The sequence below is a fragment of the Pseudomonas sp. NPDC098747 genome (genome assembly GCF_044760045.1).
In the GTDB taxonomy this organism is placed as follows: Bacteria; Pseudomonadota; Gammaproteobacteria; order Pseudomonadales; family Pseudomonadaceae; genus Aquipseudomonas.
Genome location: NZ_JBIWAL010000048.1, coordinates 1 through 15,244 on the forward strand (window position 1 = coordinate 1; position 15,244 = coordinate 15,244).

The following is a 15,244-nucleotide window of genomic DNA, read 5'->3' on the forward strand; positions in this document are numbered from 1 at the left end:
AAGCTGGAACAGCCGCACTTCATCACCCAGTACCCGTTCGAAGTGTCGCCGCTGGCTCGTCGCAATGACGACAACCCGAACGTCACCGACCGTTTCGAGCTGTTCATCGGCGGCCGTGAAATCGCCAACGCCTACTCCGAGTTGAACGATGCGCAAGACCAGGCCGAGCGCTTCATGGCGCAGGTGGCCGACAAGGACGCCGGCGACGACGAAGCCATGCACTACGACGCCGACTTCGTTCGTGCGCTGGAGTACGGCATGCCGCCTACGGCCGGTGAAGGTATCGGCATCGACCGTCTGGTGATGTTGCTGACCAACTCGCCGTCGATTCGCGATGTGATCCTGTTCCCGCACATGCGACCGCAAGCGTAAACGTTTCAGTTAAAAAGCCGCCTAAAACAGGCGGCTTTTTATTGCCTGTCTGGTACAAATGTATCGTTTGGTTACTTTTAAAATAACAGAGGAAGTCCGGTCGTGATGGTTGCAATCGCTCAAGAAGGTGCAGCGGGTATCGCCACTGCGGTCGCTGAAAGTGTTCAGTACCAGGGCCGCAAGGCCAGCCGACAGGGCAGTGAGCAGCGTCGTCAGGACATTCTCGACGCGGCGATGCGCATTGTCGTGCGTGATGGCGTGCGCGCCGTACGCCACCGTGCCGTGGCTGCCGAAGCGGCTGTGCCGCTGTCGGCCACGACTTATTACTTCAAGGATATCGATGACCTGCTCACCGATACCTTCGCCCAACACGTAGAACGCAGCGCGGCGTACATGGCCAAGCTGTGGAGCAACAACGAGGGCCTGCTGCGCGAGATGGTCGTCAGCGGCGACGGCAGTCCCGAGTCACGCTCGCAACTGGCGGATGATATTGCGCGGTTGATGGCCGATTACGTGCATCGCCAATTGCTCAACCGTCGCGAGTATTTGATGGCGGAACAGGCATTCCGTCAGGAGGCGCTGCTCAACCCGCGCCTGGCGATTCTGGTGCGCTCGCATCAGCAGATTCTGTTGCAGGGCAGCTGCCAGTTGTTTCAGGTCTTGGGCTCGCGTGAACCTCAGCAAGATGCCAAGGTGTTGACGGCGATTATCGGACGGATGGAATATCAGGGCCTGCTCAACGACGCCGAGCCTTTGGCTGAAGAAGAGATGCTCGGGATTCTGACGCGGTATATGCATTTGGTGCTCGCGTCGGTTTAACCCTTAAAGGGCTATCACCATTTCCTGTGGGAGCGAGCTTGCTCGCGAAGACGGACTGATATTCAACGTTAATGTTGGCTGTTCTACCGCTTTCGCGAGCAAGCTCGCTCCCACAGGTTTAGTAGTGAATTCGTTTAACGGGAGTATCGAATGAAAGCCTGGCGTGGCGTGCTGATCGCCTTGTCGTTCCTGCTGCTCAGTGGCTGTCTGGTGACGTTCAAGTCGCCGCTGTCCACCAGTGATCCGGCGCCCAAGGGCCTGCTCGGCAAGTGGTCGAGCGTCAATGCCTGGGGCGAGCCGATGAACCTTGAGCTGACTCCCCTGGGCAACGATCGCTATCAGGCCGTCACGTATTTCAAAGCCAAACCCCGCGAACGCGAAGCCTATCCGTTCACCGTGTCGCGCCATGGCAATCGCTGGTATCTGTCGGCGAAAGTGCCGGCGCAGTTTGGCGGCCACTACACCATCGCCGGCTTCGAACTCACCGACAAACACGAGCTGGTGGTGTACAACCTTGATCTCGAGCAGATCAATCAGGCAATCCAACACAAAGCCCTCGACGGTCAGGCCTTCCAGACCGATGACGGCGATGGCGTGCTGGTCGACAGCAACCTCGACAAAGTCTTTGCTTACCTCGACGATCCGGCCAATTCCGATGTCTTTGTCGAAGCGGCGCGCTATCAGCGCCGGGCCGGCGCCAAATAATTCAGTACGACAGGTTTTTTACAGGAGTTTCGGGTGGACGATTACCAGCAGACGATACGCATGTTGTCCGACCGCATTGTGCTGGCGCAAACGCCGATCCGCGTGCTCGATGCGGTCAAGTGGGACGAGAGCATCCGCAAGGGGTTTCTCAAGGCCAAGGGCAAGGAAATGCCGGCGGTGGATCGCGACTACTACCTGAACCGGCCGCTGTCGTTCGATTCAAGCAAGGTCAAACTGGAGTTCCAGAACATCGAGCGCGACATCACTCGCCAGCTCGGCCAGTTCAACCCGGTCGGCCAGATCATGCGGCGCATGTGCAAGGAATACCGCATGGTGGTGCGTATGCTTGAAGCGCGCGGCACTGAAGATTTCGGCCTGATTTCGCAAGAGCTGTACGGCGCGGCGTCCGATGCATTCCACGCCGGTGACCCGACCCTGGCCGACCTCGGCCTGATGATGTCCGACTACCTGAACAACATCGATGGCCGTGGCGACTTGAAGGATGAACCGAAAATCCTCACCGCCAAGGACGCCGTGCACCTGCTGCAAACCCGTTTGAACAAAGTGTTCGGCGAGGCCGAGGAAACCATTCGTGTGTTCGAGTCCGACGGCATTGTTGCCGACGCGGCGGCGGGCGCTGACTACATCAAGATCCGCACCGACGCGATGTTCAACGATCGCGACGTGCGCGCACTGGAAGTTCACGAAGGTCTGGTGCACGTCGGCACCACACTCAACGGTCTGAATCAGCCGATCTGCACCTTTTTGTCCAAGGGCCCGCCCTCGTCGACGGTGACTCAGGAAGGTCTGGCGATCCTGATGGAAATCATCACCTTCGCCTCCTACCCGAGCCGCCTGCGCAAACTGACCAACCGTACCCGCGCCATTCACATGGTCGAGGAGGGTGCCGACTTCTTGCAGGTGTTCGAGTTCTTCCGCGAGCAGGGCTTTGAAATGGCGGAAAGCTATGGCAACGCCAGTCGGGTTTTCCGTGGCTCGACGCCGACCGGTCTGCCATTCACCAAAGACTTGTCCTACCTCAAGGGCTTTATCATGGTTTACAACTACATTCAGTTGGCTGTGCGTAAGGGCAAGCTTGAGCAGATTCCTCTGTTGTTCTGCGGCAAGACCACGCTTGAAGACATGCGCACCTTGCGCCAATTGGTGGATGAGGGGCTGGTGGTGGCGCCGAAATATCTGCCGGACCAGTTCCGTGACTTGAATGCGTTGTCGGCGTGGATGTGCTTCTCCAACTTCCTCAACCATTTGAGCCTGGACCGGATCGAGGCGGACTATTCCAATATTTTGTAGACCTGACACAAACCCTGTGGGAGCTGGCTTGCCAGCGATTGCAGTCTGCCAGTCAATATTGATGCTGGCTGGCTGGCTGGCTGGCTGGCTGGCTGGCTCGCCGCCATCGCTGGCAAGTCGAATCGTCGCACCGCAGCTCCCACAGGATTATTTATTGCCGCAATTACTGTGTATCAACCCGAATTTTCGCGAGGTTTCACCGGATGAGATTCCTCGGCATCTTTTGCCTGCTCCTGACCCTTGGCGGTTGCAGTTCGCTGTTGTTCTACCCCGAGCCGGGCCAGATTTTTACCCCGGAAAAAGCCAAGCTCGAATACCGCACTGTCACCCTGAGCACCGCCGACGGCCTCAAGCTGAACGCCTGGTGGCTGCCGGCTAAACCGGGTGTCGAGGTCAAAGGCACGGTCCTGCACCTGCATGGCAACGGCGGCAATCTGCCGCTGCATTTGGGCGGGAGTTGGTGGTTGCCAAAAAACGGCTATCAAGTGTTGCTGGTGGATTATCGCGGTTATGGTTTGTCCGAGGGCGAGCCAAGTTTGCCGGCAATCTATCAGGACATCGACGCTGCATTCGCGTGGCTGGGCAAGGCCCCCGACGTCAAAGGCAAGCCGCTGATCCTCCTCGGTCAAAGTCTCGGCGGCTCGATGGCCGTGCATTGGCTGGTGCAGCATCCCGAGCGGCAGAAGCAACTCAAGGCCCTGATACTCGACGGCGTGCCCGCCAGTTATCGCAGCGTCGGCCAATACGCTCTCAGCACCGCGTGGCTGACCTGGCCGTTTCAGGTGCCGTTGTCGTGGCTGGTGCCAGACGGTGACAGCGCAATCAATTCAATGCCGCAGCTCAATGGCGTGCCGAAACTGATTTTCCACAGCATCGACGATCCGCTGGTGCCTCTATCCAACGGCATCCGTCTGTATCAAGCTGCGCCGCCGCCGCGCGTGTTGCAACTGACCCGAGGCGGTCATGTGCAGACCTTCGGCGACCCAACGTGGCGTCAGGTGATGCTGCGCTATCTGGACGATCCCGAGCACTTCAACGGCCTGCGCCGCCTCGGCGAAATCCCCAATTACCCGCAACCCCCGAATTCTGAAGATGAGAGTCCGCAATGAGTGAAGAACGTAACGCCATCCCGCTGATCATCACCGGTATCTGCAGCATCCTCGGCTCTGTAGGCGCCCTGTGGTTCTACGGCTACCTGCACTTCGCCAAACCCGAGGATGCGTTGCTGCTCAACGAATTCACCATGCTCAAGACCGTTCCGGGTGAAGACTACAAACTCTCGCTGAGCCCTGCACCACAAGTGGCGCAGTGCATTGATGGCGTGCTGGTGCTGTTTGATACCGAGCAGAAAGGTCTGACCGGCGTGCTGATCAACGCCCAGAAAAAAGCCGTGCGCTGCATGGGCGAAGAGACCCCGCAGAAGCTGGAAGAGTGATTCTGCAGGACCAGCCCTCACCCTAACCCTCTCCCAGCGGGAGAGGGGACTGACCGAGGTGTCTTGCGCTATCCATCGACCTGAAAGATCCCGTCGATTATGGATTCGGCAAACTGGAAAGATCCTGTCAATTATGGATTCGGTACACCACTTTCACGTCGGTGTATCTTTCGAGCATCCCCCAATCGGCCCCCTCTCCCTCGGGAGAGGGCTGGGGTGAGGGGCTGCAATTCCAGCACTCACAAAAAAGCCCCGCCTGACTGAGTCAGGCGGGGCTTTTGCGTTACAGCGTGAAGCTTAGTTCGAGCTGATAGCCGAACGTGGCATCACTGGCTGGTTGTCGTTGGAAATGGTCACTTCCACGCGACGGTTCATCGCACGACCGGAAACGCTGCCGTTCTCGGCAACCGGGTATTCCTTGCCGTAACCCTGAGCGACGATACGTGCTGGATCAACACCCATTTTCACCAGAGCAGTGCGCACGGAGTTGGCGCGACGCTCGGACAGCGACTGGTTGTAGTTGGCAGCGCCAGTGCTGTCGGTGTAACCCTCGACGATCACTTTGCGATCAGGGTTTTCCTGAAGGAACTGCGCCAGTTTGTTGATGTTCACCAGACCGCTGGATTTCAGATCAGCCTTGTTGGTGGCGAACAGCACGTCACCGAAAGTCACCAGCGTACCGCGATCGGTCTGCTTGGCGTTGAGGCTGTCCTGCAGCTGTTTGATCTGCTGATCGCGAGCATCCAGACGCGCCTGGGCACGATGGGCGGCAGCGTCTTTCAGATTATTTTCAGCGGTACGCAGGGCGATGGTCTGCTTGGCCACTTCCACACGTTGGTTGGTCAGGTAAGCCAGTTGATCGACCTTAGCCGCGTCTTGTTTGTCCAGATAAGCCTTGTCGGCCTTGTCCAGGTACTCGCTGGCGTCTTTGGTTTCCAGCGCCGCTACTTTGCTCGCCTGCGGGTTGGCTTGCAGGCCGGCGTAGTTGGTGCGTGCCTGTTCCAGACTCGGGTTAGGCGGAGTGGAGCAGGCAGCCAAGGCAACGCTTGCAGCCAGAAGAGCGGGAATCATCAGTTGCTTACGCATAATTTTTCGTCCTTTCTATCGGTAAGAGTTTCAGCTTTGCGGTCGGGATGCGCGCTTACTTCACGGTGCGCTGACTTTCCTGACGCAGTTCCTGAACACCTTTCTGGGAATCCTTCACAGCCAGTTCAGCTTTGGCCGCTTGAGCTTTGCGTTCTGCTACGCGAGCGTCCCACTCGGCTTGCTCGGACAGTTTGCGAGCTTCGTCGTAGTTCTTGTCGTGCATGGCAATTTCGGCTTGCTTGAGTTTGTCCTGCGCCTGCTTCATTTCAACGGCAGCAAACTCGGTACCGCCGGCGCTGACGGCGCTGTTGACCGCAGACTGGGTCACGGCGTACTGCTCGGTCGGTGGATTACCGGCGCAACCGGCCAGTACGAAGCTGGTGCCGATTGCCAGGGCGGCCAGTTTCAGACCGCGTAGGTGGGTAAACGAGGTTTGGTTTTTCATGGTCTTCAACTCCATTAGGCATCTCCTGAAAACAACTAAATCCATCCTGGTCGAGGAGCCGCAAGCGTCATGTGACAGCGCGTTTTTGAAACGCTCGTTCCAGGCGTGGTTACAGCTTCCGACCGGAGACGTTTTTCAAAAGTTCAGAAAAGATGGCCTATCGCCAAAAAAAACTTTGACCGAATGGACAAGGCTCTAAAGCGGGAACTTTGGCACGATGGAGGGGTACGCAGGGGTAGGTTTCAGCTGGAAAGGCGCATATTTTAAAGGTCACTACAGCCACTGTGGGAGCGAGCTTGCTCGCGAAAAGCGTGGGTTCAGACACCTCGATTTCTCATGTGCCGCCGCCTTCGCGAGCAAGCTCGCTCCCACAGATTTGATCTGTGGCGGATCAGTGTTTTTGTTTACCCTCAGCAGACGACAAATCCTGCAAATACCGCCGCGACAGCGCCAGAAAACGCGGCGTTGGTCCGACGTCTTCATACAACGGATCACCTTCCTCATCCGTCGCAACCACAGTGGCGCCTTTCACATACGGCAGGCTCGCTTCGAACTCTTCAAGGGCGGCGCCGATCAGCTCGCCGAGCAGTTCTTCGGGGTGGCGTTTGGGGTACATCTCGGCAATCGCTGCCAGACGCGCAGCGGCCTCGACGTCCAGATGAATCGTGTAGCCAGTGTCGGTCAGGCGACCCTTGGCGTTTTCTTCCCAATGCTGGGCGAGTTCACGGATTTTCATGATGACCTCATGTCGCACCTGCTGCAGCAGGCGTGGGTGAGTGTCCGGCGGGGCCGGCGGCAAGCCTTCATGCGGCTTACTGTTGAGACTAGCTTTCGGCTACAAGGTTTAAAGTCCCTTCGTCGCCTGCTTGTAAGAAGCGCCGTAGAGCGGCACTCTCTGCGTCATGCACTTGCTTCTAGGCCGCCCGGATTACTGCTGGAGAACTGCTGATGACCGATATTGATGCACGCTTGCGCGAGGATGTTCATCTGCTCGGAGAGCTGTTGGGCAACACCATTCGAGACCAGTATGGCGAGGCGTTTCTCGACAAGATCGAGCAGATTCGCAAGGGCGCCAAGGCTGACCGCCGGGGCTCGATGGATGCCGAACTCAGCGCCAGCCTCAATCAATTGAGCGAAGACGAATTGCTCCCGGTGGCGCGGGCGTTCAACCAGTTTCTCAACCTGGCGAACATCGCCGAACAGTATCAGTTGATCCATCGTCGCGAAGAGTCGCAGCCCGCGCCGTTCGAATCCCGTGTGTTGCCGGAATTGCTCGCCCGTTTGCGCAACGAAGGCCACAGCGCCGAATCCCTCGCCCGCCAACTTGGACGACTGGAAATTGAACTGGTGCTGACCGCACACCCGACTGAAGTGGCGCGGCGCACGCTGATCCAGAAGTACGATGCAATCGCCGCGCAGCTCGCCGCACAGGATCATCGTGACCTGACCAGCGCCGAACGCGAGCAGATTCAAAACACCCTGCAACGGCTGATCGCCGAAGCCTGGCACACCGAGGAAATCCGCCGCACCCGCCCAACGCCGGTGGATGAGGCCAAGTGGGGTTTCGCGGTTATCGAACACTCGCTGTGGCAAGCGATTCCCAACCATATGCGCAAGGCCGATCAGGCACTGCATGCGGCGACAGGCCTGCGTTTGCCGCTGGAAGCCGCGCCGATTCGCTTCGCCTCGTGGATGGGCGGTGACCGTGACGGCAACCCGAATGTCACTGCTGCGGTGACCCGCGAAGTGCTGCTGCTGGCGCGCTGGATGGCCGCTGATTTGTACTTGCGCGATATCGATCATCTGGCTGCCGAGCTATCGATGCAGCAGGCCAGCGACGCACTCAAAGCCCAGGCTGGCGACAGCGCGGAGCCGTACCGTGCGGTGCTCAAGCAATTGCGCGAACGCCTGCGCTCCACGCGCAACTGGGCGCATGCCGCGTTGACCGCATCGACGCCGGCGCCAGCGGATGTGCTGCAAAACAACCGCGATCTGCTTGATCCGCTGGAGCTGTGTTTCAACTCGTTGCACGAATGCGGCATGGGCGTGATCGCCGACGGCCCATTGCTCGATTGTCTGCGCCGTGCCGTGACGTTCGGTTTGTTCCTGGTGCGCCTCGACGTGCGTCAGGACTCATCGCGGCACAGCTCGGCGATGACCGAAATAACCGATTACCTGGGCCTCGGTCGTTACGAGGACTGGGACGAAGAACAACGCATCACCTTTCTGACCCGCGAGCTGAGCAATCGTCGACCGTTGTTGCCGGCGCATTTCAAGCCGTCCGCCGACACCGCCGAAGTGCTCAACACCTGCAAGGAAATCGCTGCCGCGCCCGGCGCTTCGCTGGGCTCCTATGTGATCTCGATGGCGGGCGCCGCTTCCGACGTGCTGGCGGTGCAGTTGCTGCTGAAAGAATCCGGCGTACTGCGGCCGATGCGTGTGGTGCCATTATTTGAAACCCTCGCCGACCTCGACAACGCCGGCCCGGTGATGGAACGTTTGCTGCTTTTGCCGGGTTACCGCGCACGGTTGCAAGGTCCGCAGGAAGTGATGATTGGCTATTCGGACTCGGCCAAGGATGCGGGCACCACCGCAGCAGCGTGGGCGCAATACCGCGCGCAGGAACGGCTGGTGGAAATCTGCCGCGAGCAGCAAGTCGAACTGCTGTTGTTCCATGGTCGCGGCGGCACTGTCGGCCGTGGCGGTGGTCCGGCGCACGCGGCGATTCTGTCGCAGCCGCCGGGATCGGTCGCGGGACGGTTCCGCACCACCGAGCAGGGAGAAATGATTCGTTTCAAATTCGGCCTGCCGGACATCGCCGAGCAAAACCTCAATCTGTACCTGGCGGCGGTGCTCGAAGCGACGCTGCTGCCACCGCCGCCGCCAACCCCGGAATGGCGCCACTTGATGGACGAATTGGCCGCTGACGGTGTCAGCGCCTATCGCAAGGTCGTGCGGGAAAACCCGCAGTTCGTCGAGTATTTCCGCCAGTCCACTCCGGAGCAGGAGCTGGGGCGTTTGCCATTGGGCAGTCGCCCGGCCAAGCGCCGCGCGGGTGGCATCGAAAGTCTGCGGGCGATCCCGTGGATCTTCGGCTGGACGCAAACGCGGTTGATGTTGCCAGCCTGGCTGGGGTGGGAGTCGGCGCTGAGCAAGGCGCTGGAACGCGGCGAAGGCGAATTGCTCGGGCAGATGCGCGAACAATGGCCGTTCTTCCGTACCCGCATCGACATGCTCGAAATGGTCCTGGCCAAGGCTGACGCCGATATTGCGCTGTCCTACGATCAGCGTCTGGTCGAGCCGGACTTGCTGCCGTTGGGCGCGCAGTTACGCGACCTATTGTCGCAGGCATGTGCGGTAGTGCTTGGGCTGACCGGGCAGTCGCAGCTGCTGGCGCATAGCCCGGACACACTGGAATTCATCCGCCTGCGCAACACCTACCTCGACCCGCTTCATCTATTGCAGGCCGAATTGCTCGCGCGTTCGCGCCAGCAGAATGTTGAGCAGGGCAGCCCGGTGGAGCAAGCGTTGCTGGTGTCTGTGGCGGGGATTGCCGCCGGTTTGCGCAACACCGGCTAAGGTTTTTCCGGTGGGGCAGGGCACCCGGTGCAAGTGTCGGGTGCCGCTTCGCAAACGAGGAGAAAGTGCCGGCAGGCGACAGTAAATGATGGGGTTGCGACTTGGGTCACCGCGTCGCAAGGTCGCGGCGGGCGTCGGTTTCTCCGACTTTTGGCGTCTTGTGTGGGCGCAGCCTGCTGTGTATCTTGATCAGCCTTTGGCCGTTTGTGCGGCCACGACCCGTATTTTTCAGGATTCGTCCCAAGAGGCGAGGCCTTTGTTTTGTAAAAGCTTTTTATAAAAAAATTGAGGAGCACATCTAATGCGCGTCATTCTGCTGGGAGCTCCCGGGGCCGGTAAAGGTACTCAGGCTAAGTTCATCACCGAGAAATTCGGCATTCCACAAATTTCCACTGGCGACATGCTGCGTGCAGCGGTCAAGGCCGGTACTCCGCTGGGCGTTCAAGCCAAGAGCATCATGGATGCCGGCGGCCTGGTGTCGGATGACCTGATCATCGCACTGGTTCAAGACCGCATCGCTCAACCTGATTGCGCCAACGGCTTCCTGTTCGACGGCTTCCCGCGCACCATTCCGCAGGCTGAAGCACTGGTGACTGCCGGTGTCGAGCTGGACGCCGTGGTTGAAATCGCCGTTGAAGACGAAGAAATCGTTCAACGTATCGCCGGTCGTCGTGTGCACGAGTCCAGCGGCCGCGTTTACCACATCGTCTACAACCCGCCGAAAATTGCCGGCAAAGACGACATCACCGGTGACGAACTGGTACAGCGCAAGGACGACACCGAAGAAACCGTGCGTCATCGCCTGTCGGTCTACCATTCGCAGACCAAGCCACTGGTGGACTTCTACCAGAAGCTTTCCGCTGCCAACGGCAAGCCGAAGTACAGCCACATCCCGGGCGTCGGTTCGGTTGAAGCAATCACCGCCAAGGTGCTTGAAGCGCTGAGCTGAAAAGTCTGAGCGGCGGCATCATCCACGGCCCGCTTGCGGGCCGTAGTTGTTTATACTGACGCACTTTTTCCCCACCTGTTTTGGAAACATCGATGAGCACCTTGCTGGCCCTGGACACCGCGACTGAAGCTTGCTCCGTTGCCTTGCTGCATGACGGCAAGGTCACGAGCCATTACGAGGTGATCCCGCGCCTGCACGCGCAGAAGCTGCTGCCGATGATCCAGCAACTGCTGGCTGACGCCGGCGCCACGTTGCAAGCGGTTGACGCGATTGCGTTTGGTCGCGGCCCGGGTGCATTTACCGGTGTGCGGATCGCCGTCGGTGTGGTGCAGGGGCTGGCGTTCGCGCTGGACCGTCCGGTGTTGCCGGTGTCCAACCTTGCCGTGCTGGCACAGCGTGCATTTCGTGAGCATGGCGTGAGCCAGGTGGCCGCGGCCATCGATGCGCGGATGGATGAAGTGTATTGGGGTTGCTATCGCGAGACGGCTGGCGAGATGCGTCTGGTGGGGGCTGAAGCGGTGTTGCCGCCAGAAGTCGCGGCACTGCCGGCCGATGCCAGCGGCGACTGGTTCGGTGCTGGTACCGGTTGGAGTTACGCCGAGCGCATCGCGGTCAGCCCGAGCGCTGCCGATGCCGGCATGCTGCCCCACGCCGAAGACCTGCTGACTTTGGCGCGATTTGCTTGGGAACGCGGTGAGGCGATCCCGGCTGATGATGCTCAGCCTGTTTATCTGCGCGATAAAGTCGCCACCCCAAAAGCCCGCTAGTAGAACCGGCGAATGGAGATTCCCTGTGGCAAGGGAGATTCTGTGACCAAGGGATTTTGTGGCGAGGGGATTTATCCCCGTTGGAGTGCGCAGCACTCCCCCCTGCACTGTTTCAGTGACACCGCATTCTCAGGATTTACGACTGCTGCGCAGCCGAACGGGGATAAATCCCCTCACCACAGAAGACATGCGACATTGCGCAATTGCTGCCAATCGTCAGTTTCTAATCTCGCGTTTTAAACCTTTTGCGCTTTATGTGTTCTAGTTATCACTCGGCGGTTTGCTAAGTCGGTCAAGTGCCGCTAAATTGCCATCATCGATACCGAGCATGACTTTATGCGTATAGACGGCGTTTCCACTCAGTCCTACCCCATCAAGCGCAAGCCTCGCAAAGGCAATCCGGCGCTGGATGAATCCGTTGACGATATCGACGGCGAGTTGGAATTCCCGACTGAAGAGCAACTGGCCGCCCGCGCTGCCAAATCCTCCGCACAGCGCTTGGCCAATCTGCCCGCCCGTCAGCAAGACATGATCTACCACCGAACGATGAAAAAAAGCGTAGCCATGGCCCTGGCCAGCTACCTGAGCACCGCCGGTTTTGTGGATTGGGACGCGGACGTGCTGGGCCTCGATCTGTACATCTGATGGATCTGCCTTACTACCTCGGTTGTCCGTCCTGGAGCGAAAACGCCTGGCGCGAGTATCTGTACCCGGTAGACGCAAAAACCTCCGACTTTCTCGGTCTCTATTCCCAAGTGTTCAACGCGGTAGAAGGCAACACGACTTTCTACGCCAGCCCTTCGCCCGCCACTGTGCAGCGTTGGGCCGAGACCATGCCTGCGCACTTTCGCTTCACTGCCAAGTTTCCCGGCGACATCAGTCACAGTGGCGACTTGCGTGAGCAACTGACCGCTGCCGAAACCTTCCTGCAATTACTCAAACCCCTCGGCGAGCGTGTGTCGCCGCTGTGGCTGCAACTGTCGAAAAGCTTCGCACCGCATCGGCTGCCGGAACTGGCGGCATTCATTGATGCGCTGGACTGCCCGCTGGCGGTGGAAGTGCGCCACGAGCAATTCTTTGCCAAGGGCGAGAGTGAGCGATTGCTCAATCGTCTGCTGCTGGATCGGGGCGTGGAGCGTATCTGCCTCGATCCGCGGGCGCTGTTCAGTTGCCTGTCGACCGACTCTTCGGTGATTCACGCACAGTCGAAAAAGCCGCGCGTGCCGACCCGTCCGGCGGCGTTCACGCAGTTTCCGCAAGTGCGCTTCATCGGCCATCCGGATCTGGAAGCCAACGATCCGTTTCTTGTGCCATGGGTGGCGAAAATTGCCGAGTGGATCGTAGAGGGCCGCACGCCGTACATCTTCCTGCACACCGCCGATAACCTGTTGGCGGCAAAGCTGGCACAACGTTTTCACGCACAACTGATGCAACGTTTGCCTGGCCTGCCATCTCTGCCTGAGCTATACAGAGAGCCCGCCGCGGAGCAACTTGGCCTGCTCTGAGGCAGATTTGTTTTCCTGCCCAGGAGCCAGTTGATGGACGCGCAAGCCCGTAACGAACAAACCCGTAAAGCCCAAGCCTTCAAAGCCCTGCATGAACGTCCGGGGATTTTCGTCATTCCCAATCCGTGGGATGCCGGCTCGGCGAAGATGCTCGCAGGCCTGGGCTATCAAGCATTGGCGACCACCAGCGCCGGTTATGCGTTTTCCCAAGGCAAAGCCGATGGTGCCTTGAGTCTTGATGACACCTTGGCCAACGTCCGGGCGATTGTCGCGGCGACTGATCTGCCGGTGGCGGTGGATCTGGAAAACGGTTTCGCCGATGATCCCGCCGAGTGCGCCAAAAGCCTGATCCGTGCAGCGGAAGCGGGCGCTGTCGGCGGCTCGATCGAGGACGCGACGGGCCGCGCCGACGCTCCGATCTATTGCTTCGAACACGCCGTGGCGCGGATTGAAGCCGCCGTCGCCGCCGTTCGCACGCTGCCGTTTCCCTTCATCCTGACGGCGCGCGCGGAAAACTATCTGCATGGCAATCCCGATATCAACGACACCATCCGCCGCTTGCAAGCTTTCGCCGAGGCCGGCGCCGACGTGCTCTATGCGCCGGGTTTGCGCACTGCCGAAGAAGTGCTAGCGGTGGTGCGCGCGGTGGCGCCGAAACCGGTCAACGTGTTGATGTCCGGCGGCTTGAAACTCACCGTGCAGCAACTCGAAGAAATGGGCGTGCGCCGGATCAGCACCGGTTCGGCATTGGCGCTGGCAGCGTTCGGTGAGTTCTTCCGCGCGGCTGAGGAGATCCAGCAGTCCGGCACGTTCGGCTTCACTTCGCAGTCGATGCCGTATGCCAAAGCCAATCAGTTTTTCAAAGGCTGAGCATGGGACGTTGGTTTGCGCTGGTTATTCTGCTGCTCATCGGCGGCGCTGCGATCAGTGTCTGGCGCGGTTGGCTGGAGGTGCCGGCGGAATTCAATCCGTGGGCACCGCTGGATGTGAAAGCCACACCCAACTGGCTGACCGGCTACAAACTGATGCGCTTGCGCGGCGATCCCGAACTCTGCGCCCAGGCACTGCGCAGTTCCGCATTGCGCGTCACACCGCAGTCCGACAGTCCCGGTGCCAAGTGTCCGCTGATCGGTGCCTTGCGCGTGCAGGGCGGCGAGGTGGCGCTGAGCAGCAGCTTTCTCGCCAGTTGTCCGCTGGCAGTCGCATACGCGATGTTCGAACGCCACTCGCTACAACCCGCCGCGCAGGCCATTTACGGCCAGAACGTCGCGCGTCTCGATCACCTCGGCAGCTTCGCTTGTCGCAATATCTATAACCGCGAGACCGGCGCGCTCAGCCGCCACGCCAGTGCCGATGCGCTGGATATCGCCGGTTTTCGTCTTGCCGACGGTCGTACCATCAGCGTGCTCAAAGACTGGCCCAAGCAAAATCAGGACGCGCAGTTTCTGCGCACAGTACGCGACGGCGCCTGTGAGGCGTTCAGTGTGGTGTTGAGTCCGGATTACAACACAGCCCATCGAAATCACTTTCATGTCGATGTCGGGCGCTGGAGCGTGTGTCGCTGAGGTTTAAGCGGCGATGCGCAGGTTCTGCAGAACGATCGGGCGTGCCCAGCCGTTATCGAAGTCCAGCGCCTTTTGCTGCTCGACGATTTCTTCCGGCGGGAATGGCGGGAAAGGCTTTTGCAGCAGATCCAGGTCGAACTCGGCAATCGGCAGGTACAGCGCACGCTTCTGCGGCGCGGCACCCGGTTCCGGAATCGGTTGACCATTGTTGATCACGATCGGGCGAACCCAGCTGCTGTCGAAGTCCTGCTGCCCTTGCTGAGCCTTGATTTCTTCTGGCGGGAACGGTGGGAACGGCTTGTCCAGCAGCTCCATTTCGAATTCGGCGATCGGCAGGAACAGCGGCTCTGGTGGACGCACTTGGGTTTCAACCACATCGCATTCGCGCTGGCTGATGATGTGCGCGTGCAGTTCGCTGCCGATGGTCGGTTCTTCAGGACTGCTCAGATCAACCGGTGGAAACGTGCCGCAGGCCGGCACCACATCACTCGTCTGCTCGGCCATCGCCTGGGCAAAGAAATCCTGCCACAGGTGGCTGACGCCGCTCAGTGCTTGAGTGTTATGACGGCTGAAATCGCCATGGGGCGAGATGTAGCCAATCGATGTGGGAAGAATGCCTGACATTTTTTTCGGTTGACGCTCAGCTCTGGCAAAATGCGCGTTGAATGAGTTATCGGCGGTTTTTGCCGATCCTTAAATTTTTGAG

17 protein-coding genes are annotated in these 15,244 nt (G+C 59.5%); 13 read left to right on the forward strand and 4 right to left on the reverse strand.

Going from position 1 to position 15,244, the window contains the following annotated elements:
• The 6 genes from ACIQVE_RS22950 to ACIQVE_RS22975 form a co-directional block, all read left to right on the forward strand.
• Positions 1–372 (forward strand): amino acid--tRNA ligase-related protein (locus ACIQVE_RS22950; protein ID WP_402812580.1); only part of this gene is annotated, 372 nt, incomplete at its 5' end.
• Between the two features lie 105 nt (positions 373–477).
• Positions 478–1,191: a TetR/AcrR family transcriptional regulator gene (locus ACIQVE_RS22955; RefSeq protein ID WP_402812671.1), complete on the forward strand. Its 714-nt coding sequence runs from the start codon at positions 478–480 to the stop codon at positions 1,189–1,191.
• Between the two features lie 150 nt (positions 1,192–1,341).
• The gene (locus ACIQVE_RS22960; RefSeq protein WP_402812582.1) at positions 1,342–1,896 is read left to right on the forward strand and encodes a hypothetical protein; all 555 of its coding nucleotides are present in this window, start codon (positions 1,342–1,344) and stop codon (positions 1,894–1,896) included.
• 60 nt (positions 1,897–1,956) lie between these two features.
• Positions 1,957–3,207 (forward strand): flavohemoglobin expression-modulating QEGLA motif protein, encoded by a 1,251-nt coding sequence (locus ACIQVE_RS22965; protein ID WP_402812674.1) that lies wholly within the window; start codon positions 1,957–1,959, stop codon positions 3,205–3,207.
• 203 nt (positions 3,208–3,410) lie between these two features.
• On the forward strand, positions 3,411–4,316 hold the full coding sequence (locus ACIQVE_RS22970) for an alpha/beta hydrolase (protein ID WP_402812584.1): 906 nt from the start codon (positions 3,411–3,413) through the stop codon (positions 4,314–4,316).
• Positions 4,313–4,642 (forward strand): hypothetical protein, encoded by a 330-nt coding sequence (locus ACIQVE_RS22975; protein ID WP_402812586.1) that lies wholly within the window; start codon positions 4,313–4,315, stop codon positions 4,640–4,642. Before ACIQVE_RS22970 ends, ACIQVE_RS22975 begins: the two co-directional genes overlap by 4 nt.
• A 297-nt stretch (positions 4,643–4,939) precedes the next feature.
• On the opposite strand, the gene ACIQVE_RS22980 is transcribed toward ACIQVE_RS22975, so the two are convergent.
• The 3 genes from ACIQVE_RS22980 to ACIQVE_RS22990 form a co-directional block, all read right to left on the reverse strand.
• Positions 4,940–5,728, reverse strand: a complete 789-nt coding sequence (locus ACIQVE_RS22980) for an OmpA family protein (RefSeq protein WP_402812589.1) — start codon at positions 5,726–5,728, stop codon at positions 4,940–4,942.
• A gap of 55 nt (positions 5,729–5,783) precedes the next feature.
• Positions 5,784–6,188 carry a DUF4398 domain-containing protein gene (locus ACIQVE_RS22985; protein ID WP_402812592.1) on the reverse strand — a complete coding sequence of 135 codons (405 nt, stop codon included), beginning with the start codon at positions 6,186–6,188 and terminating at the stop codon, positions 5,784–5,786.
• A 376-nt stretch (positions 6,189–6,564) separates the two neighbouring features.
• Positions 6,565–6,909: a pilin assembly protein gene (locus ACIQVE_RS22990; protein WP_402812594.1), complete on the reverse strand. Its 345-nt coding sequence runs from the start codon at positions 6,907–6,909 to the stop codon at positions 6,565–6,567.
• A 212-nt stretch (positions 6,910–7,121) separates the two neighbouring features.
• Here ACIQVE_RS22990 and ppc point away from each other — a divergent pair, with 212 nt between their 5' ends.
• The 7 genes from ppc (at position 7,122) to ACIQVE_RS23025 (ending at position 14,538) form a co-directional block, all read left to right on the forward strand.
• On the forward strand, positions 7,122–9,752 hold the full coding sequence (gene ppc / locus ACIQVE_RS22995; RefSeq protein ID WP_402812597.1) for a phosphoenolpyruvate carboxylase: 2,631 nt from the start codon (positions 7,122–7,124) through the stop codon (positions 9,750–9,752).
• 301 nt (positions 9,753–10,053) lie between these two features.
• On the forward strand, positions 10,054–10,701 hold the full coding sequence (gene adk / locus ACIQVE_RS23000; protein ID WP_402812600.1) for an adenylate kinase: 648 nt from the start codon (positions 10,054–10,056) through the stop codon (positions 10,699–10,701).
• A 92-nt stretch (positions 10,702–10,793) separates the two neighbouring features.
• The gene (gene tsaB, locus ACIQVE_RS23005; RefSeq protein WP_402812602.1) at positions 10,794–11,468 is read left to right on the forward strand and encodes a tRNA (adenosine(37)-N6)-threonylcarbamoyltransferase complex dimerization subunit type 1 TsaB; all 675 of its coding nucleotides are present in this window, start codon (positions 10,794–10,796) and stop codon (positions 11,466–11,468) included.
• 336 nt (positions 11,469–11,804) lie between these two features.
• The gene (locus ACIQVE_RS23010) at positions 11,805–12,113 is read left to right on the forward strand and encodes a hypothetical protein (protein WP_402812604.1); all 309 of its coding nucleotides are present in this window, start codon (positions 11,805–11,807) and stop codon (positions 12,111–12,113) included.
• Complete coding sequence (locus ACIQVE_RS23015; RefSeq protein ID WP_402812607.1) at positions 12,113–12,973, forward strand: DUF72 domain-containing protein; 861 nt, start codon at positions 12,113–12,115, stop codon at positions 12,971–12,973. Before ACIQVE_RS23010 ends, ACIQVE_RS23015 begins: the two co-directional genes overlap by 1 nt.
• A gap of 33 nt (positions 12,974–13,006) precedes the next feature.
• Positions 13,007–13,843, forward strand: coding sequence for an oxaloacetate decarboxylase (locus tag ACIQVE_RS23020; RefSeq protein ID WP_402812610.1), 837 nt, complete (start codon positions 13,007–13,009; stop codon positions 13,841–13,843).
• Between the two features lie 2 nt (positions 13,844–13,845).
• On the forward strand, positions 13,846–14,538 hold the full coding sequence (locus tag ACIQVE_RS23025) for an extensin family protein (RefSeq protein ID WP_402812613.1): 693 nt from the start codon (positions 13,846–13,848) through the stop codon (positions 14,536–14,538).
• A 3-nt stretch (positions 14,539–14,541) separates the two neighbouring features.
• Here ACIQVE_RS23025 and ACIQVE_RS23030 read toward each other — a convergent pair whose 3' ends face one another.
• Positions 14,542–15,162 carry an energy transducer TonB gene (locus tag ACIQVE_RS23030; protein ID WP_402812615.1) on the reverse strand — a complete coding sequence of 207 codons (621 nt, stop codon included), beginning with the start codon at positions 15,160–15,162 and terminating at the stop codon, positions 14,542–14,544.
• Between the last annotated feature and the right edge of the window lie 82 nt (positions 15,163–15,244).

What these genes read in the sequence shown, in the direction of transcription:
- ACIQVE_RS22955 (WP_402812671.1), top strand. Translation starts at nt 478, where the DNA reads ATGGTTGCAATCGCTCAAGAAGGTGCAGCGGGTATCGCCACTGCGGTC.
- ACIQVE_RS22960 (WP_402812582.1), top strand. Translation starts at nt 1,342, where the DNA reads ATGAAAGCCTGGCGTGGCGTGCTGATCGCCTTGTCGTTCCTGCTGCTC.
- ACIQVE_RS22965 (WP_402812674.1), top strand. Translation starts at nt 1,957, where the DNA reads ATGTTGTCCGACCGCATTGTGCTGGCGCAAACGCCGATCCGCGTGCTC.
- ACIQVE_RS22970 (WP_402812584.1), top strand. Translation starts at nt 3,411, where the DNA reads ATGAGATTCCTCGGCATCTTTTGCCTGCTCCTGACCCTTGGCGGTTGC.
- ACIQVE_RS22975 (WP_402812586.1), top strand. Translation starts at nt 4,313, where the DNA reads ATGAGTGAAGAACGTAACGCCATCCCGCTGATCATCACCGGTATCTGC.
- ACIQVE_RS22980 (WP_402812589.1), bottom strand. Translation starts at nt 5,728, where the DNA reads ATGCGTAAGCAACTGATGATTCCCGCTCTTCTGGCTGCAAGCGTTGCC.
- ACIQVE_RS22985 (WP_402812592.1), bottom strand. Translation starts at nt 6,188, where the DNA reads ATGGAGTTGAAGACCATGAAAAACCAAACCTCGTTTACCCACCTACGC.
- ACIQVE_RS22990 (WP_402812594.1), bottom strand. Translation starts at nt 6,909, where the DNA reads ATGAAAATCCGTGAACTCGCCCAGCATTGGGAAGAAAACGCCAAGGGT.
- ppc (WP_402812597.1), top strand. Translation starts at nt 7,122, where the DNA reads ATGACCGATATTGATGCACGCTTGCGCGAGGATGTTCATCTGCTCGGA.
- adk (WP_402812600.1), top strand. Translation starts at nt 10,054, where the DNA reads ATGCGCGTCATTCTGCTGGGAGCTCCCGGGGCCGGTAAAGGTACTCAG.
- tsaB (WP_402812602.1), top strand. Translation starts at nt 10,794, where the DNA reads ATGAGCACCTTGCTGGCCCTGGACACCGCGACTGAAGCTTGCTCCGTT.
- ACIQVE_RS23010 (WP_402812604.1), top strand. Translation starts at nt 11,805, where the DNA reads ATGCGTATAGACGGCGTTTCCACTCAGTCCTACCCCATCAAGCGCAAG.
- ACIQVE_RS23015 (WP_402812607.1), top strand. Translation starts at nt 12,113, where the DNA reads ATGGATCTGCCTTACTACCTCGGTTGTCCGTCCTGGAGCGAAAACGCC.
- ACIQVE_RS23020 (WP_402812610.1), top strand. Translation starts at nt 13,007, where the DNA reads ATGGACGCGCAAGCCCGTAACGAACAAACCCGTAAAGCCCAAGCCTTC.
- ACIQVE_RS23025 (WP_402812613.1), top strand. Translation starts at nt 13,846, where the DNA reads ATGGGACGTTGGTTTGCGCTGGTTATTCTGCTGCTCATCGGCGGCGCT.
- ACIQVE_RS23030 (WP_402812615.1), bottom strand. Translation starts at nt 15,162, where the DNA reads ATGTCAGGCATTCTTCCCACATCGATTGGCTACATCTCGCCCCATGGC.